The organism is Bifidobacterium sp. LH_449 (genome assembly GCF_056356755.1).
In genome coordinates this window covers 422895-444282 of sequence record NZ_JBKEUV010000001.1, presented here as the reverse complement: position 1 = coordinate 444282, position 21388 = coordinate 422895, and the positions used below count along the sequence as shown (strand labels likewise).

Genomic DNA, 21388 nt, shown 5'->3' with positions numbered 1-21388 from the left:
ATTCGTGACATTTGAGCAGGTTGTTGGTTCGAATGCGATGAAACGAGGAACAATGACACAAACGATTGCGAAGTTATTGGATGAGGTTAGCCAGCCTGTCGGTCTCAATGCGTTTGATGGATTGTCCAAGAACGCACCGGCGCCGTTTTGGCTGTTTCGTGGCGTATGCGCAGCTTGGGGCATCGAACATGAACGTGCAGCTTTGAATTTGATTACGGTTTCGGAAAATGCCACATTCCTGCTTTTGCTGGATAATAAACCGGAAGGCGTCGTACGAGTTTCCCAACCGGGATATGTGGGCGGACCTGAGGCTGTCGCTTCGGAAATCAGTTGGATTAATGCGCTTCACGACATTAAGGACATCAATATCATCAATCCGGTTCCGACGGTTCGTGGCACTTTCGTAACGAAGATCAATGATCCCAATGGTATGAGCTGGACCGTTATCTCCACGAAATTTGTTGAGGGAACGGTTTTGGAAGATTTGGATAATCCGGCACCTTACTATAAGACCATTGGAAAGTGGGCGGCGAAATTCCATGAGCAATCTCGTCATTGGGATAAGCCGTTTGGTTTTACACGATTCAATTGGGATATATCGAACATGATTGGCCCCTCGCCACGATGGGGACGGTGGGAACACGCATCGCTGACGGAACAAGAGCGTGACATCTGCGAACGAGCATTGTGGAAGGCTCTCGACACAGTGATGAAAGCGCCTCGCACAAATGAGACATGGGGACTTATCCACGCGGATTTACGTCCCTCCAATGTGATTCGAAGGCCCGGGGGTGATTTGGTCATCATCGATTTTGATGATGCCGGCTACAGCTGGTACCTCTACGATTACGCTTCTTCGCTGAGCTTCGTCGAGCATAAGCCGTATGCGCCGCAACTGGCGCAGGCATGGGTTAGCGGATATAAGGAAATTGCGGGGCCGTTCGATGATGAAAGTCTGCAAATCATGTCGGCGTTGTCGATGATTCGACGTCTGCAAATGCTTGGTTGGACAACCAATCATCGCAAAGATGCTCTGCCCGAAGGATTAAGCGACGAGCAAGCGCCCGGCAGCGTTGAATGCGCCGAACGATACTTACATGATTCCCTGTGGCTTTTGCGATGAGTAAAAGGAAGGAGTTTTTTGAATAGTCATTTTCAATATGCGCGATCGACTGTTTGAACGGTTGCTTCGCCGATGATGTGCATTCAATAAGAGAGGAAGGTGACTGTCATGACTGCAGTTGCTTCAAATAGATCCGGTTTTGGTGACGTGACATATGTTGCTACCGATAAGGATTATTTTCAAAAAAGACAATTAAAACGTACTGCTGGAGCGTTCGGCCTCTGGGCGATGGGCATTGCCGCAGTCGTTTCGGGAGATTTTTCCGGATGGAACGGCGGTCTTGCGCAAGCAGGATGGGGCGGAATGTTTATTGCGGGAGTCATCGTGTACGTGATGTACGTACTGATGCTGAATTCAATCAGCGAAATGGCTTCGGCAATGCCTCATACAGGCGGTGCGTATTCATTCGCACGTGCGACAATGGGAGCTTGGGGAGGATTCTTCACAGGGCTGGCCGAAACTATTGAATATGTGATGACGGCAGCCACAATCGTATATTTCTCGTCTTCTTACGCAGATGCGATTCTTATGAATCTGACCGGATTCTCGCTGGATGCGATTGGCCTGCAATGGGTCTGGTGGTTGCTGCTGTACGTGGTGTTCGTAATTGTCAATTGGCTGGGTGCTGAAAGCTCATTCCGTTTTGCGGAAGTGGTTTCCATCATGGCGCTCGTGATTGTGGCTTTGTTCGGTATCGGTGCCGTCATCTCAGGCCATGTCGATTTCTCCACGCTGCTCAACGTTAAGCCTGAAACGGGCCAGTCGTCATTTTTGCCGCTCGGCGTTGGTGCGGTATTTTTCGCCATGCCGTTTGCGATGTGGCTGTTCTTGGGTATTGAACAGTTGCCGCTGGCTGCTGAGGAAGTGCATAATCCTGAACGCAATATCCCTAAGGCTTCTCGCTTGTGCATCGCAACTCTTGGCATTTCCGCACTGATTATTGTGTTCCTGAATCCTGCGGTTGTGGGAACGGCATCATTGGCACAGTCGGATGAGCCTCTTCTGGATGGTTACAGGGCCATTCTGCCAGGCAATGTGGCCGCTATTTTGTCTGCATTCGCTCTGGTCGGCCTGCTTGCTTCGGTGCAAGGCATTACTTTTGCATATGGTCGCAATCTTTATTCGCTGTCTCGTGCCGGCTATTACCCGACTTTCCTATCTTTGACAGGTAAAAATAAGACTCCTTACTGGGGACTGATCGTTGGGGCGATTATCGGTTTTGCGGCGTTGTTCATCATCGCTTATGGCGGTGCGGGCGCAGGCTCGGTCGTCCTGAATATTGCAGTGTGGGGAGCGGTTCTTGCCTATTTGCTGCAGATGGTGTCTTATGTGTTGCTGAAGTATCGCATGCCGAATATCAAGCGTCCATTTGTCAGCCGTTTTGGCGTTCTGGGAGCTGTCATTGCCGGCGTATTGGCGTTGATGATTTTCGTGTCCGTGCTGCTGAATCCCGATTATAGGCTTGCCGTCTATGTGATGGTTTGCATCTACTTGTTGGCGACACTGTTCTTCGCGTTGTACGGGCGCAAGCATTTGGTGCTTTCTCCTGAAGAAGAGTTTGCCGCTTCGGGAGGCAATGCTGAATACCGCACTGATAACTGAATCAATAGATAGTTGATTTCATCTGGCCGGCATCGCTTGCTGATTTGATGCCGGCCGATGATTCAACATGATTTGCTGCTTGAAATTTGGCGTTTTAATACGATTTAAGAAGGAATTATGGCGACTCGTTCAACAATCATGGATACCAACAGTTTCCGTCCGGAAATGGCTGCCGCTTTGGATAGTGAGACCCGCAAGCTTGTCAAGGAACGCGATGTTCTAGGGCCGGCTTATCGACTGTTTTATCGTACTCCTGTGCATCTGGTGAAAGGTCGTGGTTCTCACCTGTGGGATGCAAATGGTGAGGAATATTTGGATGTGTACAACAATGTGGCATCTGTTGGCCATTGCCATCCGCGTGTAGTGGAAGCCATGACGCAGCAGGCGAGCATGCTGAACACGCATACACGCTATTTGCATGAGAATATCCTGAATTACGCTGAGGATATTTTGTCGACCATGCCTGACGAACTTGATCGCATTATGTTCCAGTGCACGGGTTCTGAAGCGAATGATTTGGCGGTAAGGGTTGCACAGGCGTATACCGGTGGCGAAGGCGTTATCGTGACCGCCGAAGCTTATCACGGCAATTCTGCGCTGACTTCCGGCCTGTCTCCGGCCCTTGGAACCGCGCAGCCACTGGGCCTGACCATGCGTATGATTCCCACTCCTGATGTGTACCGTTTGACGATTGATGGAAAGCCTGCATCTGAATGCACCGCTGCGGAATTCGGCGGATGGATGGCCGGCGAGGTCCGCAAGGCCGTTGCCGACATGGAACGCCATGGCATTCATTTCGCGGCGCTGCTGGCGGATTCCATTTTTTCATCCGATGGCGTGTATCCCGATCCGGTTGGCTATCTTCAGCCCGTTATCGATACCGTGCATGAGTTGGGCGGTGTGTGGATTGCTGATGAGGTGCAGCCTGGATTCACTCGTACCGGTGATGCGTTCTGGGGCTTTGAACGTCAGGGTATTGTTCCGGATTTGGTCACATCCGGTAAGCCGATGGCTAACGGTCTGCCTACTTCGTTGATGGCTGCACGCCATGAAGTGCTTGAAGCGTTTGCGGGCTCCATCCCGTACTTCAATACATTTGGTGGTAATCCTGTGTGCATGGCCGCAGCTCAGGCTGTGCTTGATGTGATGCGTGATGAAGATACGCAGGGCAATGCGAAACGTGTCGGCACTCTCTTCCGCAATGCGGTGCGTGGATTGATGGATCAGCATCCCTGCATCGGTGATGTGCGTGGAACCGGTCTGTATATTGGCTGTGAAATCGTTGTGCCTGGCACGAAACAACCTGATCAGGCGACTGCGTTGAATATTTTGGAAACTCTACGCGAGCATCATGTTCTGACTTCGGTATGCGGACGTTTTGGCAATATCCTGAAGCTGCGTCCTCCGCTGGTTTTTAGCGAATCAGATGTCGACTGGTTTATGGATGCCTTTACGAAGACTCTGGAAACATTGAAATTGTAGACTCTTTCGTACTGATGGGCTGGCGGCCATCATGGCTGCCAGCTTTTTCATTGGAAGGAGCGGCGGCATGAACCATCAAACAGCTCATCAAGATGAGTCGATGCGAGCATCGATTTCATGCGAAGACGTGGTGCGGCTGATTCGTTCCTTCATCCGTGAATATGAATTATCCGCTGGGGAGAAAATCGGCACTGAACGTAAGCTTGCCGAATATCTGGGCATTAGTCGATTTCTGTTGCGTGAGGCGTTGCACGAAATGGAACGCAGTCACGAAATCATTCGCAAAATAGGGCGTAACGGTGGCATTGTCGTTTCCGATGGCCGGTTAGAACGTTCTTTGAATACCTTGGAATCATTACCGGAAATTGCGAGGCGACAAGGATTCCGTGTGTCGTCCAAGGTTATGCAGGCTGTTATTTGTCCGGCTTCTTCGGCGGATATGCGGATGCTGAAATTGCATGACGGCGATTCGGCGATTTATATGGTGCAACGATTGCGCTTTTTGGATGACAAGCCACTGTCCTTGGAAATTTCGCATTTGCCGGCATCATTGTTTCCCGGCTTTTTGTCGCAGGATCTGACGAATCCGTTTTATGGGATTTTTCAGCAGCAATATGGAATTCGCGCGCTCGTTGTGGATGAATGTTTGGAGCCCGTACGAGCCGCGGGAAACGTATCCGCACTATTAGGGATTGACGTTGATGATGTTGTCATACGGATTCGTCGCGTTGCTTTTGATGAGCAAGGTAGGGCGTTTGAACTGGCAACGGATATGTATCGGGCTGATCGCGTGCGCTTTACCATGCATCATTCCGGATACGTGAGGATTTCCGCTTCAAAGAATGAAACGGAATAGAACGACAACGGTCGCGGAACTAATGCGATTGGCGTGATGTTTTCGCCGTTGTTGCAACGCATTCTGATGGCAGTGTAATTGGAACGGCTGCGGCGAGACGGATATGCAAAATAATACGAGAAAGAGGATGATGTCTTCGTGGATCATCATCCTCTTTTGTATGGCATCGCCTATTATGCGATGTACCGGAATGCTTAGTCGATATTGGCTTGGGTGCCGGCGGTTTCCGCTGCTTCGGCCTGGTCGGCCTGCGCGGCGTCAAGTTTGGCGCGCACTTCACCCAGCAGTGACTGGGCGCGCTTGGCGAGGGCTTCGCCGATTTCCCATTGGCGCATCGACTGGTCGAGATTCAGTCCACCGGCCTCCAGTGCCTGCACGGCTTGGATGAGCTTGTCGCGTGCCTCCTCGTACGGCATCTGTGCGATGGCTTCGCGTTCCTTGTCGGTCAGGCTGGATGCTGCGGTGGCTTCGGTGTTGTCTGCCATGATGGTTCCCTTCGAATATTCGAATATTTGCTGATTTCGATGTAATTTGTGTGATTTGTTGTATTGTGCGCGTATTGCTGGCGTTATGCCTTCACGTTTTTTGCCTCGGCGACGATGATGCCGCGCTTCAATGTGACGGTGATATCGTCGCCGGCATTGACCGCGGTGGCGTTATCCAGCACATGCCCGTCGGCGGTTTGTACGACGGCATAGCCGCGGTTGAGCGTCGATTGGGGGCTGAGGGCGGTCAGTGATGCATGCGCTTTTTCGATGGTGAGGCTTGCATCGTCGAGAATGCGCGTCAGGCCGATGCGCATGCGTTGCAGGGATTCGTCGATAAGCCGTTGGTGTGGCTCCAGCATGGTGTGTGGATGCGTAAGGCTGGGGCGACTCGCATAGCCTTCGATGAGGCGGATTTCATTGCTGACTTTTGCGTCGATGCGCATACGCATACGTTGCAGGGCGTTATCGACAAGCTGCTGCTGTTCGCGCACGTCGGGCACGACTTTTTTGGCGGCATCCGTTGGTGTGGATGCGCGCAGGTCGGCGGCCAGATCGATAAGCGTCCAGTCGTCTTCGTGTCCGATGGCGGAGATGATTGGCGTTTCGCATGCGGCCGTAGCTCGTACGACGCCTTCGTCGGAGAATCCGATGAGATCTTCGAATGCGCCGCCGCCGCGTGCCACGATGATGACGTCGACGTCGGGGTCGGCATCCATTGTTTGGATCGCTTTGATGACGTCAGCCGGGCATTGTTCGCCTTGCACGTGAACATGCATGATTTTGAAATTGACGATTGGCCAACGCAGTCGTACGTTGGTGACGACGTCGCCTTCGGCGCGGGCTTGCGGCGCGCAGATAAGGCCGATGCATTTGGGGAATTCCGGCAATGGGATTTTGTTTTCCGCGTCGAACAGGCCTTCGCCTTTAAGCTTCTTGCGCAGTTCGTCGATCATTTCTTTCAGGCTTCCGCCGCCGCCGGCTCGTACGATGACGTCGCCGCGCAACGATAGGGAAGTGCGTTTCATCCACAGATTCGGCTTGCCGTGGATGACGACGCGGTCGCCTTGGACGAATTGGGTTGCTGCGGCCGCGAATTGGCCGAAGCCGTTGACTTCCATGGCGATGTCTTGGAAGTCGTCGCGCAGGGTGATGTAAGCGGAGCCTGCGCGTCGTGTATTGATTTGGGTGATTTGGCCTTCAACCCATACGGAAGGCCAGCGTTCCACGGCATTGTGGAATTTTTCGCTTAACACGCTGACCGGCCATGGATTATCCACGGTGGTTTCGCCCGCCATGCGAGGCAGTTGGTCAAGGGGCTTTGGCACTGTATTCATGCATTCCAGATTCTCCCACGAGAGGGACAACCATGCTCTGCGTGAGGCGGCGAAGTAACGCTCATCGCTGGAACGTCAACGACTCGCCGAAGTCGATTTTTGTGGTATTTTTCACAAGGTTATTTTTTGGCGGAATGAAGCCAAAAATCACCATATCTAGTTTTCTCTCGGCGTGCCGTCCCTAGATATAGGGGTGGGGGTGTCGTACAGTACCTTAAGCAGTTCGGTGCGGCATCGTGGAGGCGATGCCGCACCGAACGATGAGACGAGGTATGTATCGGCCGGAAAACAGAGGCAACCGGCCCGGAAAGGAAGCGGAATGGACGCTCAGGTTCTGCATGAGGCCAGTGTCGACATCATCCCTGGCAAGGTGATGGTCGAGAAGCGTGACGGCCGTATTGTTGATTTCGACCCGATCAACATCATCAATGCAGTGAAGTCCGCTTTCGCCGATCTTGACAAGAAGGTCGGCCCGGAAGAGGAGCGCATGATTCGTGAACTCGCCGACCAGGTGGAAGGCGAAATCCGTGAACGTTACAACGGTCCGGCCAAGATTGAAGACATTCAGAATCTTGTGGAGCACGGCCTGATCGACAATCACCTGTATGAGGTCGCCCGTACCTACACCAATTACCGTCTGAACAAGGACATCGAACGTGCCAAGGCCACCGATATCAACGAAGCGGTGAGTCGGCTGATCAATCGCGACGAATCCCTCGTGCGTGAAAACGCCAACAAGGATTCCAACGTGTACGCCACGCAGCGCGATCTGCTGGCCGGCGCCGTGTCTAAGGCGTCCGCGTTCTCCATGCTGCCGGAAGTCGTGTCCAACGCCCACATGAAGGGCGACATCCACTTCCATGACGCCGATTATTCGCCGTTCACTTCCATGAACAACTGTTCGCTGCCTGATTTCGGCGACATGCTGAAGCACGGCTTCGCGCTGGGCAACGCCATGATGGATTCCCCGAAGTCCATCGGCACCGCCTCCACGCAGATCACGCAGATCATCAAGGACATCGCCGGTGCCCAGTATGGCGGTCAGACCGTGAATCGTGCCGACGAGATGCTCGAAGAGTATGCCAAACGCGACTATGTGAAGAACATGGACATGGCCCATGCCATGATTCCGGATTCCACACCGGTCGAAGTGGCCGAAGCGATGGTGAACGGGCTGAAGGCCCAGGAGCCGCGTTGGCTGCATTTCGAAAACCGTGATCCGCTGCCGGAAGATAAGCCGTTTGACGAGAATCTGCCGGAATTGGAGCAGCTGCGCGAGGTCTATGCGAAGATCATGACCCGCAAGGCCATCTATGATGCCATGCAGACCATGGAATACCAGATCAACTCCAATCGTGTGTCCAACGGTCAGACCCCGTTCGTCACCGTTGGCTTCGGCTTGGGCACCAGCTGGTTCGCCCGCGAAATCCAGCGCGCCATCCTGCTCAACCGTATTCGTGGTCTGGGCAAGGACCGTCACACCGCCATCTTCCCGAAGCTGGTGTTCACCATCAAGCATGGCATCAATGCCGATCCGGGCGACCCGAACTACGATCTGAAGCAGCTTGCCCTCGAATGCGCCACCAAGCGCATGTATCCGGATGTCGTGTTCTACGACAACATCGTCAAGATCACCGGCAGCTTCAAGGCTCCGATGGGATGCCGCTCCTTCCTGCAGGGCTGGATCGATCCGAAGACCGGCGAGGACGTTGAAGACGGCCGTATGAATCTCGGCGTCGTCACCGTGAACGTGCCGCGCATCGCGCTGGAATCCCACGGCGATAAGGACCGCTTCTGGCGAATCTTCGAAGAGCGCATGGAAATCGCCCACCAGGCGCTGCAGTTCCGTATCATGCGCTGCAAGCAGGCCACCCCGGTCAATGCCCCGACGCTGTTCCGTTACGGTGCGTTCGGCCGTCTCGGCGCCAACGAGAACGTCGACCAGCTGTTCCGCAACGAGCGTGCCACCGTATCGCTGGGCTATATCGGCCTGTATGAGACAACCGCCGTGTTCTATGGCAAGGATTGGATGCGTGACCACAGCTGGGATGAGGACGGCAAGGAATTCGCCCTGTCCATCGTCAAGCGCATGAACGAGCTGTGCAAGGAATGGAGCAAGGCCGAAGGCTATCATTATTCCGTGTATTCGACCCCGGCCGAATCCCTGACGGACCGCTTCAACCGCATGGACCATGAGAAGTTCGGCGAAGTCGAAGGCGTCACCGACCACGACTTCTACACCAACTCCTTCCACTACCCGGTGTGGCTGCAGCCGACCCCGATGGAGAAGCTCGACTACGAGAAGGACTTCCCGTACTACGCGTCCGGCGGCTTCATCAACTACTGCGAGTTCCCGTGCCTGCAGGCCAATCCGAAGGCGTTGGAAGCGGTCTGGGACTACGCCTACGGCATCGGCATCGGATATCTGGGCACCAACACCCCGATCGACCACTGCTTCGTGTGCGGCTTCCAAGGCGATTTCGAACCGACCGACGAAGGCTTCAAGTGCCCCGAATGCGGCAACGCCGACCCGGACCAGTGCAATGTGACCAAGCGTACCTGCGGCTACTTGGGCAATCCGGTGCAGCGTCCGATGGTGCATGGCCGCCATGAGGAGATCGCGCATCGCGTCAAGCACATGTCCGGCGAAACCGGGCATGTGACGCTGTCCGACGGCGAAACCCGCGAATGGTTCGCCGAAACCAAGTAATAACGGAAAACGATGTCAGGGGGACGGTCGCCTAACGACGACCGTCCCCCTGACATACGCCGTCCGGCGCCATCCTGCTTGTCTGCATGTGGACGCAGCAACGTGAAATCAGACCTGAACAGGAATCGTTGCATTCGAAAATCATCCCACAATGAAAGGGGCCGTTATGGCTTTGCCGCTGACCGTCCGTGATTTCGCATCCGGGGAAGAAAACCGTGGCCCATCCGTGCCGAGCGACCTGTGCAACAACCCGCGTGCGGGGCAGTGGGACAATCGTATGAGCCATAATATGGTCGCCGACTACAAACGATTCCTCATGACCGATGGCGAAGGCATCCGCTGTTCGCTGTACGTTTCCGGATGCCCCTTCCACTGCGTGGGCTGCTACAATTCCTCGATCTGGGATTTCCGGGCGGGATACGAGTACGACGATAGGCTCGAAGAGCAGATCATGAACGACCTTGCACAGAACTACGTGCAAGGCATCACCTTCCTCGGCGGCGAGCCGATGCTGAACACCGGCATGCTGTTGCCGCTCGCACGCAAGATCCGCGAACGTTTCGGGCACGGCAAGGACATCTGGTGCTGGACGGGATACACGTGGGAGGAGCTGATGCGCGAAGGAGAGACGCAGGACAAGCTCGACCTGCTGGCATACATCGACGTGCTCGTCGACGGACGCTATATCAAAACATTGCACGATTCGCTGCTGCAGTTCCGCGGAAGCTCCAACCAGCGCATCATCGACGTGCCGAAATCCCTGCAGACCGGCAGGCCCGTGATCTGGGGGCGTCTGCACGATCAGGAACGCTTCATCCCGGAAATCTACGGCAAGGAACGCGCCGCAGGCGAAGGCGCCGCCAGCTGACGCGGCGAAGCATGCGCATTCCGGGACGCAGTCCGATCGTTCAGCGTCGATAGGATCGAAGCGTCGACGCCGTCGGTCCTCAACGCCGACAGCACCACCGGAGGCATGGCCGTCGACAGTCGCCGGAAGAATCCGGTGCGCATCAAGTGACGCATGCCATCATCGTCATGCGCGTAGTGGCTGAGCATGCTGGTGATGCCGCCGAACATGAAATCGACGGCCAGAAGGGATTCCTCCCCGAGCTCGCTTTGCCGTATGCCCAACGTCCCGCACCAGATTTCGATTAGTGAGGCTTTCAACAGCCGTTGCAATGCGGGCGAGCCGTGAGGTCCCACGACCAGGCATAATCGCGCGAAGCGCTCTGGCGAAGTCGACGGTAGCTCGGTCTCGAAATCGCCCGTCATCATCCTGTTGATAATCGCTATGAAGACGTCGACGGGGACGATGTCCTCCAAAGCGTCCTGCGCCAGCTCGTCAAGGTTTTTGTATCGGTAATAGAATGTGTTCTTGTTCACATGCGCGGTGCGCACGATGTCGCGCACCGTGATCGAATCATAGGAGCGTTCCCCGAGCAGCGTCCAAAACGCCTCCTGCAGGCGGACCGTCATGGGTGAACTGCGTCTGTCCATATTCCTCATTCCCGATCGAGACGACGGATGATGGCCGGAATCCGCGAATCCGGCCATGGCCGATCGCGTGCCACCAAATTATCATATTCGTTTGTTCTCTGGAAGCCGCTGCGGCGGTGAGGAATCAAGGAGGAGCATCGAATGGGGAAGACGTCTGGGCGGGACCGGCATGGCACAGGCATGCGGACTCCGGCCATCGAACTGCATCATGTCGTCAAACGATACGGTATCCGTACGCCGTTCGCGGACAGCAGGAAAACGGTGTTGGACGGTGTCGACCTGATTGTGCCGGCCGGTCGGATCCTATGCCTTCTGGGCCCCTCCGGCGCGGGAAAGACCACGATGGTGAACCTGATCATGGGCAATGAAACGCCATCCGCCGGCACCGTGACCGTTTTGGGCGAGCAGGCGCCGTATCCGACGGTTCGCCGTCGCATCGGCTATATGCCTCAGGATGAAGCCTTGTATGACGATATTACGGCGGAGGAGAATCTGCGATTCTTCGGTGCCATGAACGGCCTGCGAGGACGTGGATTGTCGGAACGGGTGGACGCAATGCTGGAATTCGGACGGTTGACGGATCATCGTCGCAAATTGGTCGCCGATTATTCGGGCGGCATGAAACGCCGTCTTTCATTGGGCGTCGCCTTGCTGCATGAACCGGACGTGCTTGTATTGGATGAGCCGACGGTCGGTCTGGATCCGGAGCATCGCCGGCGCATTTGGAAGGAATTCCGGTCGATGGCGCGCAACGGCACGACTTTGCTGGTCACCACGCATGTCATGGATGAAGCGGAGCGCTGCGATGAAATCGCAATGCTGGATTCGGGCCGTATCATCGCCGCGGCGCCGCCGGCCGAAATCCTGCGCGATACCGCGACGAATACCTTGGAAGACGCGTTTTTGGCGTTAAGCCACGACGGCGACGCCGGCCAATGACGCACACGACGGCATATCGGTGACAAGTCGGATGGATGTAAGGAATAAAGGATGAAAACATTATCGGTCGCGCGCCGAATTCTGGCCCAGTTCATTCATGACAAGCGGACGCTTGCGTTGCTGTTCGTGGCGCCGCTCATCGTGCTGTGGCTTCTGTCGGTGCTGTTGGGCGCCGACGCATACACGCCGAAATTGGCCACGGTATCGCTGCCGAGCGACTACCAGCAGGTCCTGGAACGGCAGGATGCCGTTATCTATGATGTCTCCGCGGCAAAGGCCGAGCACATGCTGTATGACGATGATGTGGACGCGGTATTGCGCATCACGGACGATTCCACGTTGAACGTGTGGGCGGAAGGCAGCGATGCCGGCAAGACGGCCGCCGTGTCGCAGGTCGTGGCGCAAGCGTTGTCGGACATGCAATCCGACGCCATGGACACGCTGCGCGAGGCGATGCCGACAGCGCCTCATATGGCGGTCACGGACGTCGAAACCACGTATCTGCACGGCAACGAAAACTGGAATATGTTCGACAACTACGGTCCCGTGTTCATCGGCATATTCCTGTTCGTGTTCACCTTCCTCACCAGCGGCATGTCGCTGGTCGACGAACGCACGGCGGGAACCATGCAGCGTTTCCTGGCGACGCCGGTCAACCCGCTGCAGATCATGGGCGGATACATGATCGGTTTCGGCCTGCTCGCATGCGTACAGGCCGCCGTGATCCTTTGGGTGGCGTTGTCGTTCATCGGATTCCCCAACGAAGGCGGTCCCGCGCTGGTGGTGTTGATGTCCGTGTCCATGGCGCTCGTATCGGTGACGCTCGGCCTGCTGGTTTCAGGCTTGGCCCGCAACGCGTTCCAAGTGATCCAGCTCATCCTGCTGTTCGTCGTCCCGCAGATTCTGCTCTGCGGCTTGTTCGATCTTTCCTCCGCTCCGGGGTGGATGCAGTGGCTGAGCCGCCTCATGCCGCTCACCCACGGTGTGGACGCGTTGAAAAACGTCATGCTGCGAGGATGGGGATTCGCCGATACCGCGGCTGATTTTGCCGTCGTCTGGGGATTCGTGCTGGCGTTCTTCCTGCTTGCGGCTTGCGGCTTCCGCAAAAAGCGCGCCCGTCATCCGCGCCCATGATCGGTTCGCGGATGGGGAGAAGGCGAGCCGGGCAATGTTCGCGATACGAATAATACGTGGCGCGTGACGCGGATTGTGACGTGGCTTCGGACTACATTACGTAGAGAGCAGCCGGGCGCAACGAGGCTGAAACCTCGTCCCGGAAAAGAGATAGTAGAGGTTGGTGCATGAGCGACGCAACGCATACCGTGGCGACAAGCCATGATACAAAGCCGTTACGCGTAGGATTGGATATCGGGTCGACCACGGTCAAGGCCGTGGTGCTGGACGCTTCGGATTCGCTCAACGACGTGCTGTTCTCCGACTATCGCCGTCACCACGCCAACGTGCGCGCCACCGTAGCCGGACTGCTGAAAGACATCCATGCGGAGCTGGAACGCCAAGGCCGCGGCGACGAGCCGATTCGGCTGGCCATCACGGGATCGGGCGGCCTTGCGCTCGCCGACAGCATCCATGTGCCGTTCGTGCAGGAGGTCATCGCCGAAACCCGCGCCATCGACCAGGAATATCCTCAGGCCGACGTCATCATCGAACTCGGCGGCGAAGACGCGAAAATCACCTATCTGAAGCCGACTCCGGAACAGCGCATGAACGGCTCCTGCGCGGGCGGCACCGGCGCGTTCATCGATCAGATGTCGACATTGCTCGACACCGACGCCGCGGGCCTCAACGACATGGCCAAGCAGTATCAGACGCTGTACCCGATCGCGTCGCGCTGCGGCGTCTTCGCGAAAACCGATCTGCAGCCGCTCATCAACGACGGCGCGGCCAAGCCGGATCTGGCGGCGTCCATCTTCACCGCCGTCGCCACGCAGACCATCGCAGGCCTCGCATCGGGCCGCCCCATCCACGGCACCGTCATCTTCCTGGGAGGTCCGCTCTTCTTCATGTCGGAACTGCGCGAAGCCTTCCGGCGCGCCCTTGACGGCAAAGTCGACGAATTCATCGTCCCCACCGACGCGCATCTGTACGTCGCCTACGGCGCGGCGCTGATCGCGGGCGAGCCGGACGGCATCGACATCGACGGCGAGCACTTCGAACCGCGTTCCAGCGCGGAGATCCTCGCCGATCTGGACAATCTCAACAATCTGCCGGCCAATACGGCGACGATGCCGCCGCTGTTCCCCACCGAAGCCGATCGCGAGGCGTTCAACGAACGCCATCATCGCGAGCATGTGCATGTCGGCACGTTGGAAGGCGCGCACGGCCCGCACTTCCTCGGTATCGACGCGGGCTCGACCACCATCAAGGCGACTCTGGTCAACGACGACAGGGAAATCGTCTGGTCCAGCTACGCCACCAACGAAGGCAGCCCGCTGACAGCCGCGGTCAACATCGTCAAACGCATTCAGGGCGAACTGCCGGAAGGCGCGTACATCGCCCGATCCTGCGCCACCGGATACGGCGAAGGCCTCATCACCACCGGTCTGCATTTGGATGAAGGCGTCGTCGAGACGATGGCGCATTATCGCGGCGCCGAAATGGTCAGCCCCGGCGTCACCGCCGTCATCGACATCGGCGGTCAGGACATGAAATACCTGGCCATCACCGACGGCGTCATCGATTCGATCGCGGTCAACGAGGCCTGCTCGTCCGGCTGCGGCTCCTTCCTGCAGACCTTCGCGCATTCGATGGGCCTGACCATCGAGGAATTCACGCAGGCGGCCCTGAATTCGACGCATCCGGTCGACCTGGGCTCCCGTTGCACGGTGTTCATGAACTCCTCCGTCAAGCAGGCGCAGAAGGAAGGCGCGACGATGGAGGACATCGCCGCGGGCCTGTGCTATTCCGTCGTGCGCAACGCCTTGTATAAGGTCATCAAATTGCGTGATTCGGGCGAACTCGGCGACACCGTCGTCGTGCAGGGCGGCACATTCCTGAATGATGCCGTATTGCGCGCCTTCGAATTGCTGACGGAACGCGAGGTGACGCGCCCGAACATCGCAGGATTGATGGGCGCGTACGGCGCCGCATTGACGGCGCGCATGCATTACAGCGACGTCGCCGATGCCGCCGACAACGCCGGCGACGACGCGCATACCGTCACCGTTGACGGCGTGACGCACACCATTTCGGACATCCTTTCCGGCGAAGAGCTCGACCACCTGTCGATGACGTCGGAACGCGACGTGTGCAAGCTGTGCCAGAACCACTGCAAGCTGACCATCACCACATTCCAGGACGGCTCGCGCTACGTGACCGGCAACCGCTGCGAACGCGGCGGCGACGCGAAGAAGCAGCGCTCCGACCGGCCGAACCTGTACGACTACAAGTACAAGCGGTGCTTCGCATACCGCCGGCTCACCGACAAGGCGGCCACGCGCGGCGAAATCGGCATTCCGCGCGTGCTCAACATGTACGAGAACTATCCGTTCTGGTTCACGCTGCTGACCAATCTCGGCTTCAAGGTCGTGATCTCCGGACGAAGCAGCCACGAACTGTTCGAAACCGGCATCGAATCGATCGCCTCGGAAAACATCTGCTATCCGGCCAAGCTCGTGCACGGGCACATCAAATGGCTGCTCAACAAGGGCGTCAAAACCATCTTCTACCCGTGCGTCTCCTATGAGGAGAATCTGGTCGAAAACGCCGACAACCACTACAACTGCCCGGTCGTGGCGAACTATCCGGTCGTCATCGGCGCGAATATGCCCGAACTGCGAGAAGAGGGAATCCGCTACATGCGCCCCTACTTCAACATGGCCAACCACGGGCTGATGGTCGACCGCATCGTCGAGGAGTTCGCGTGGGCGAACGTCACGCGCGAAGAGGCCGAGCAGGCGGTCAAGGCCGCATACGCGGAAGACAAGGTCTTCAAATACGACGTGCAGCAGGAAGGCCTGCGCGCGCTGGCCTATATGAAGGAGCACGACTGCCGGGGCATCGTGCTTGCAGGCCGTCCATACCATATCGATCCGGAAGTCAATCACGGCATTCCGGAAACGATCTGCTCCCTGGGCATGGTCGTATTGTCGGAGGACTCCATCTGCGAACTGCAGCCGGGGCAGAAGCTCAATCTGAGCGAATTCCTCGCCGAAGGCGAAAAGGATCCGCGCGCGAAGACCGCCAACGGATTCCGCCATGTCGGCGACCGCACCGTCACCAGGATGCCGCTGCGCGTCACCAACCAGTGGGCCTACCATTCACGCCTGTATGCGGCGGCCAGCTTCGTCGCCTCCTATCCGGGCCTCGAATTGGTGCAGCTCAACTCGTTCGGCTGCGGCCTCGACGCCATCACCACCGATCAGGTCGCCGAAGTCCTCGCAGACAAGGCCGACGTGTACACGCTGCTGAAAATCGACGAGGTCTCCAATCTGGGCGCGGCAAAGATCCGACTGCGTTCGCTGAAGGCCGCCGTTGAAGAGCGTGAACGCAACAGGAAGCTGCATGACGGCGATGCCGCCCGACAGGAGGCGGCCGTCGCCGAAGACGCATCATCAGTAGAGGCCGTGTCTTCGGCGTCCGAGCGGGAATCCGCGAATGCCGAAGCCGTGAATCGGCAGGCGGCGACGTCTTCGCCGGCGAACGGCGGATTCCGCAAAACCGGCTCCGAAGCGCCGACGCCCGGCCGTCAGGTCATGCTGGATACGGTGATGCGCAACAATCCCAAGCTCACCGAAGCCGTCAGAACCGCCGCGCATCGCGCCGCCGAAAAGGGAGCGGAGAAGAACGGCGTCAGCGCAAAGCCTGCCGCCGATTCGGCCGTCAGGAAGACTGCCGGGAAGACGGCCAAGTCCGCGCACAATTCGGCGACCATGTCGAAGTACGCGAACAAGGTGCCGTTCGGCAAGTCGATGAAGAAGGATTACACCATCGTGGCCCCGCAGATGAGCCCGATCCACTTCTCCCTGGTCGAATCCGCGATCCGTTCCGCGGGATACAAATTCGACATCATCGAGCACGCCAGCCGAAAGGACGTCGAAGTCGGCCTGAAATACGTCAACAACGACGCCTGTTATCCGGCCATCATGGTCATCGGCCAGCTTGTGGACGCGATCCTGGAAGGCAAATACGATCCGGACAAGACCGCGCTGGCCATCACACAGACCGGCGGCATGTGCCGTGCGACGAATTACTTCGGCCTGATCCGCAAGGCGCTCATCGACGCCGGATACCCGCAGATCCCCGTGCTGGCGATCTCCACGCAGGGGCTTGAGGACAATCCGGGCTTCAAAGCGACGCCCGCGCTGCTGCATCGCGCCATCAAGGCGCTGATCATCGGCGACCTGCTGATGAAATGCCTGTACCGTGTGCGCCCGTATGAGGCGGAGCCCGGAAGCGCGAACGCCCTGTACAGGCAGTGGGATTCCATCGTGCGTGAAACGTTGGAGCATCACGGATTCTCGAAGACCGCCGCGAAGACCATCGGCAAGGGCTACCTGCCGTACGGCACGCTGGTGCATGAAATCGTCAGGAGCTTCGACGCGTTGCCGTTGAAGGACGGGCCGCGCAAGGTGCGCGTCGGCGTCGTGGGTGAAATCCTGGTCAAATACCATCCGGACGCGAACAACCATGTGGTCGACGTCATCGAATCGCAGGACTGCGAGGCCGTGGTGCCGGGCATCATGGAATTCATGACGACCCGTCCGTATATCTCCGATTGGAACGAGCATTATCTCGGCATGGGCGGCAACCCCGTGTCTTACGCCGTGATGCGTTGGGGCCTTGACCGTTATTATGCGCCGGTGCGCGACGCCATCGCCAAATCGAACGGCAAGTTCCAGCAGGACGAGCCCATGGACGAGCTGGTCAAGAAGGCCGGCGAAGTGACGTCCATCGGCGTGCAGGCCGGCGAAGGGTGGCTGCTGACCGCCGAAATCCTGGAGCTCATCGAACAGGGATGCCCGAATGTGGTGTGCGCGCAGCCGTTCGCCTGCCTGCCCAACCATGTGACCGGACGTGGCATGTTCGGCAAGATCCGCCGCCTGTACCCGCAGGCCAACATCGTGTCGATCGACTACGATCCGGGCGCGTCCGAAGCGAATCAGCTCAACCGCATCAAGCTGATGATCGCCGCCGCCAAGAAGGCGCATAACAAGGAATCCCGTTGATGAACGGCCGTGCTTCGCGATCGGCTTCCGCCTCCGGCCCGGCCAAGCGCGTCCGCAAATCGCCGGAGGAGCGACGCCGTGAAATCCTGGATGCGGCGACGAAGCTGATCGCGAAAAGAGGCTATTACGGCACGTCTTTGAAGGACATCGCCGATGCGGTGTCGATGAGCCAACCCGGCCTGCTGCATTATGTCGGGACCAAAGAGAATCTGCTGTCGATGCTGATCACGGATGACTATGACCTGTATGGCAGTCCGGAGGACTTCATCCAGTCCGGACTGCCCGGCAGTGATCCCCGGGCGCCGCTGTTCCCCGCATATCTGCGCTATCTGGTGCGCTTCAACGTGAAGCGCAAGGATCTGATGCGGCTATACACCATGCTGGAGATCGAGGCGCTTGATTCCGACCACCCGCTGCATGATTATTTCGACGGACGCCCGGCTGCGGTGTGGGACCATTATTCGCGTTATCCGTGGAGCATCCCCCCGCAGTTGGGAACTTGGGAGGAATCCATGCGTCCGCTGGTACGGCAATGCATGGCGATGATGGACGGCGCGCAGCTGCGCTGGTTCCGCAATCCTCCCATCGATTTGTACGAGGAGTGGCTCAGATGCGAGCAGACGCTTTTCCCGTCGCCGCTATGGGATCGCTTTCGCTGATTCCCGCCATTGATCGATGCACGGGCCGCCTGAAGTGATATGAGAGGATTTCTTTGACGGTGGCGTCGCATGGGCCCTTTATGCGGGGCTTGTGCTGCCTTTCATGATGCCCATACCGTTCTCCTCTCGGATGGTCGTCGATTTTTTTTTTCATGCCGTCGGCGTTTGACGATGGCATGTACTCTAATATGATTATGTCTAACACCTGTTAGATATAGTGTTGTCGCGATTTTCATCGATGATGATGGCAGAAAGGAATACACATGAGCGCAACGTCGGTTGATCACATTCTGTTCGGCGCGGCATATTATGACGAATATCTGATGATGAAAGGCCTCGACCGCATCGATACCGATATGGAGATGATGAAGGCCGCAGGCATCAACGTCATTCGTATCGCCGAATCCACATGGAGCACATGCGAGCCGCAGCCCGGCGTCTTCGATTTCTCCCATGTCGACCGCGCATTGGAAGCCGCGCGGCGTCACGGCATCGACGTGATCGTCGGCACGCCCACCTATGCGGTGCCCTCCTGGCTGGTCGCCATGCATCCGGACGTGCTTGCCGAGACCCCATCGGGCAAAGGCAGGTACGGATCCCGTCAGATCATGGATATCGTCAACCCCGCATACCGTTTCTACAGCGAACGCGTCATCCGCAAACTGATCTCCCACGTCGCCGACCATCCGCGCGTCATCGGCTACCAGGTCGATAACGAAACGAAATACTACGATTCCGTTTCCAACGATATGCAACGCCTGTTCGTCAAATACCTGCAGAAGAAGTTCGACGGCGACCTGAACCGTCTCAACTCCCACTTCGGTCTCGACTACTGGTCGAACCGCATCGATTCCTGGGAGGATTTCCCGGATGTGACCGCATCGATCAACCAGTCGCTGCGCGGTGAATTCGACGTGTTCCGTCGCGCCCAGGTGGCGGACTTCCTGCAGTGGCAGGCCGACATCGTGCGCGAATACGCGCGTGACGACCAGTTCATCACGCAGAACTTCGATTTCGAATGGCGCGGCCACTCCTTCGGAGTGCAGCCGGCGGTTGACCATTTCAAGGCATCCAAGGCCCTTGACATCACCGGTGTGGACATCTACCACCCGACCGAAGACGATCTGACCGGCAAGGAAATCGCGTTCGGCGGCGATATGACGCGCTCCACCAAGGACGGCCGGAATTATCTGGTGCTGGAAACCGAAGCGCAGGGACAGCACGGCTGGCTTCCGTTCCCGGGGCAGCTGCGCCTGCAGGCGTACTCGCATCTGGCCAGCGGCGCCGATTCCGTGATGTACTGGCATTGGCATTCGATCCACAATTCATTCGAAACCTACTGGAAGGGTCTGCTCAGCCACGATCTGGAGGCAAACCCGACCTATGAGGAGGCCGGCGTATTCGGCCGTGAGATCGCCGATCCGAAGGTGGGGGAGCGTCTGCTGCATCTGAAGAAACGCAACGGCGTCGCCATCATGGTGAGCAACGAGTCGCTGAGCGCCCTCGACTGGTTCCTGATCGAAGCCGGCTTCCCCTTCGGCGGTACGCTGAAATACAATGACGTGGTGCGCCGCGTATACGACGCGCTGTTCGAGCTGAACGTCGAATGCGACTTCGTGCCTTCGGACGCTCCGGCGGAACGCCTCGGCAAGTACGAGATGATCGTCACCCCGGCGCTGTACTGCGCGTCGCAGGAGACCATCGACAACCTGCACGGCTACGTCGCCAACGGCGGGCATCTGGTCTCCACCATGCGCTCCTTCGTCTCCGACGAGGAAAGCACCGTATGGGCGGATCGCGCACCGCACGGTCTGACCGACGTATTCGGCATGACCTACAACCAGTTCACCCGTCCGAAGAACGTCGCACTCGACTTCACCGACGCATTCGACGCCATGGACTGCGATGCCTCGGTGCTTTGCGACGCGCGGTCCGAAGCGTTGATCGAACTGCTCAAGGCGGATGCCGGCACCCAGACGCTGGCGGCCTACGGCCATTACGCATGGAAGGACTATGCCGCCATCACGCGCCATGCCTTCGGCAAGGGCGACGCCGAATGGATCGGCACGTTCCCGAGCGCGGAAGTGACGAAGGCGGTTCTTGCGGAGGCCGTGCGCCATGCCGGCATCGAATCCGCGGGCCAGGCGCTCGCCGGCGTCGTGACGGTTCGCCAGGGCGTCAACACCAAGGGCGAGACGGTCACCTATCTGCTGAACTATTCTGCTCAGGAGGTCCGTTTCGCAAGTCCCGTCGCAGGCGAGGCGGTCGTGGCGCCGGTCGTGCTCGGCACGGACGGCACCGTGGACGAGGCCGCATCCGCCGACGTCGCGCTAAAGCAGGGCGACGCAGTCGGCGTCGGCGACGAGCTGGCCATCGGCCCGTGGAACCTTGCGGTCATCGTCGGCTGATGTCTGATTGCTGATCGTCGATCGCCGATTCGAGTGGCCGGAGCGTGTTCGCTCCGGCCACTTTTGTGATTTGCGCTTATCGGCGACCGTCTGACGTATTTGATG

The 21388-nt window shown here is 57.8% G+C and carries 13 protein-coding genes and 2 pseudogenes; 12 read left to right on the top strand and 3 right to left on the bottom strand.

Features of this window, described 5'->3' with window-relative positions; translation table 11 throughout:
* Nucleotides 1–52: 52 nt before the first annotated feature.
* The 4 genes from AC1AX7_RS01780 to AC1AX7_RS01765 all read left to right on the top strand — a co-directional run bounded on the left by AC1AX7_RS01780 (nt 53) and on the right by AC1AX7_RS01765 (nt 5063).
* Nucleotides 53–1123, top strand: a complete 1071-nt coding sequence (locus AC1AX7_RS01780; RefSeq protein WP_476508369.1) for a phosphotransferase enzyme family protein — start codon at nt 53–55, stop codon at nt 1121–1123.
* A 108-nt stretch (nt 1124–1231) separates the two neighbouring features.
* A complete protein-coding gene (locus tag AC1AX7_RS01775) occupies nt 1232–2725 on the top strand; it encodes an amino acid permease (protein ID WP_476508368.1) in 1494 nt (497 codons plus the stop codon).
* Nucleotides 2726–2842: 117 nt separating this feature from the next.
* Entirely contained in the window at nt 2843–4207 is a 1365-nt protein-coding gene (locus AC1AX7_RS01770) for an aspartate aminotransferase family protein (protein WP_476508367.1), read from the top strand.
* Between the two features lie 67 nt (nt 4208–4274).
* On the top strand, nt 4275–5063 hold the full coding sequence (locus AC1AX7_RS01765) for a GntR family transcriptional regulator (RefSeq protein WP_476508366.1): 789 nt from the start codon (nt 4275–4277) through the stop codon (nt 5061–5063).
* A 194-nt stretch (nt 5064–5257) separates the two neighbouring features.
* Here AC1AX7_RS01765 and AC1AX7_RS01760 read toward each other — a convergent pair whose 3' ends face one another.
* The gene (locus tag AC1AX7_RS01760) at nt 5258–5548 is read right to left on the bottom strand and encodes an exodeoxyribonuclease VII small subunit (RefSeq protein WP_476508365.1); all 291 of its coding nucleotides are present in this window, start codon (nt 5546–5548) and stop codon (nt 5258–5260) included.
* 83 nt (nt 5549–5631) lie between these two features.
* On the bottom strand, nt 5632–6885 hold the full coding sequence (gene xseA, locus AC1AX7_RS01755) for an exodeoxyribonuclease VII large subunit (RefSeq protein WP_476508364.1): 1254 nt from the start codon (nt 6883–6885) through the stop codon (nt 5632–5634).
* A gap of 319 nt (nt 6886–7204) precedes the next feature.
* Between xseA and nrdD the strand changes: the two genes are divergently transcribed.
* Nucleotides 7205–9595: an anaerobic ribonucleoside-triphosphate reductase gene (nrdD, locus tag AC1AX7_RS01750; protein WP_476508363.1), complete on the top strand. Its 2391-nt coding sequence runs from the start codon at nt 7205–7207 to the stop codon at nt 9593–9595.
* Nucleotides 9596–9761: 166 nt separating this feature from the next.
* Complete coding sequence (nrdG, locus tag AC1AX7_RS01745) at nt 9762–10463, top strand: anaerobic ribonucleoside-triphosphate reductase activating protein (RefSeq protein WP_476508362.1); 702 nt, start codon at nt 9762–9764, stop codon at nt 10461–10463.
* Here the strand turns inward: nrdG and AC1AX7_RS01740 are convergent.
* Nucleotides 10421–11092, bottom strand: a complete 672-nt coding sequence (locus AC1AX7_RS01740; protein WP_476508361.1) for a TetR/AcrR family transcriptional regulator — start codon at nt 11090–11092, stop codon at nt 10421–10423. The two genes, nrdG and AC1AX7_RS01740, sit on opposite strands and share 43 nt — an antisense overlap.
* 141 nt (nt 11093–11233) lie before the next feature.
* Between AC1AX7_RS01740 and AC1AX7_RS01735 the strand changes: the two genes are divergently transcribed.
* The 6 genes and pseudogenes from AC1AX7_RS01735 (at nt 11234) to AC1AX7_RS01710 (ending at nt 21283) form a co-directional block, all read left to right on the top strand.
* Nucleotides 11234–12031 carry an ABC transporter ATP-binding protein gene (locus tag AC1AX7_RS01735; protein ID WP_476508360.1) on the top strand — a complete coding sequence of 266 codons (798 nt, stop codon included), beginning with the start codon at nt 11234–11236 and terminating at the stop codon, nt 12029–12031.
* 51 nt (nt 12032–12082) lie between these two features.
* On the top strand, nt 12083–13165 hold the full coding sequence (locus tag AC1AX7_RS01730; RefSeq protein WP_476508359.1) for an ABC transporter permease: 1083 nt from the start codon (nt 12083–12085) through the stop codon (nt 13163–13165).
* Between the two features lie 167 nt (nt 13166–13332).
* A pseudogene (locus AC1AX7_RS01725) lies at nt 13333–16536 on the top strand (acyl-CoA dehydratase activase-related protein); the annotation flags it as partial.
* A 39-nt stretch (nt 16537–16575) separates the two neighbouring features.
* Nucleotides 16576–18216 (top strand): annotated as a pseudogene (locus AC1AX7_RS01720) (activase); the annotation flags it as partial.
* Nucleotides 18216–18875 (top strand): TetR/AcrR family transcriptional regulator, encoded by a 660-nt coding sequence (locus AC1AX7_RS01715; protein ID WP_476508358.1) that lies wholly within the window; start codon nt 18216–18218, stop codon nt 18873–18875. The pseudogene AC1AX7_RS01720 and the gene AC1AX7_RS01715, both read left to right, overlap by 1 nt.
* Nucleotides 18876–19138: 263 nt before the next feature.
* Nucleotides 19139–21283, top strand: a complete 2145-nt coding sequence (locus AC1AX7_RS01710) for a beta-galactosidase (protein WP_476508357.1) — start codon at nt 19139–19141, stop codon at nt 21281–21283.
* Nucleotides 21284–21388 lie beyond the last annotated feature (105 nt).